This window comes from Streptomyces sp. DH12, from assembly GCF_020873895.1.
In the GTDB taxonomy this organism is placed as follows: Bacteria; Actinomycetota; Actinomycetes; order Streptomycetales; family Streptomycetaceae; genus Streptomyces.
Genome location: NZ_JAHWGT010000523.1, coordinates 1 through 577, shown reverse-complemented (window position 1 = coordinate 577; position 577 = coordinate 1). Strand labels below are relative to the sequence as shown.

Annotated in this window: 1 protein-coding gene; it reads left to right on the top strand. The window is 76.1% G+C overall.

The window, feature by feature from the left end:
• Positions 1–577 (top strand): bifunctional DNA primase/polymerase (locus LPA54_RS35555; RefSeq protein WP_228984703.1); only part of this gene is annotated, 577 nt, incomplete at both ends.

Here is a 577-nt window from a genome sequence, read left to right as displayed (position 1 = left end):
TGCCCGGCGTCCGGATCGACGAGAGCGTCGACCTGAGGGGATTGGCCAACGGCTTTCACACGATCGGCGTGCTGGCCGCTCTGCGCGGCCGCACAAGCCCAGCGGACGACGACACCACGCTGCGCGTCCGCACCCCTTCAGGAGGCTTGCACGTGTGGTACCGGGCCCGTCCGGGGCACCGCTGGCAGTGCTCCACCGGCTCGGGCGGGCGGGCGCTGGCCTGGCAGGTCGACGTACGGGCGCACGGCGGTTACATCGTCGCTCCCGGGACGGTCACCGAGGCCGGGACGTACGAACCCGTGGGCGCCGTGCGGGAGCCCGCGGTGCTGCCGGACTGGCTCGCCCAGGAGCTGGAGCGCACCGGTCATCTGCCGCCCGCGCCCGTGCCGGCGCCTCGTCCGGTGCCGCCGCGGGCCCGTCAGGCGGTTCTGGCGGCCAGGGGCGGGCGGGACGGCGCCGGGGGCCTCCTGGCCCCGTTGCTCGGCGACGTGGCCGCCTGTGCGGCCGTTCCCGAGGGCGCGGCCTTCTCGGAGAAGCTGAACCGTGCCGCCTACACCGCCGGGGGACTGGTGGCCGC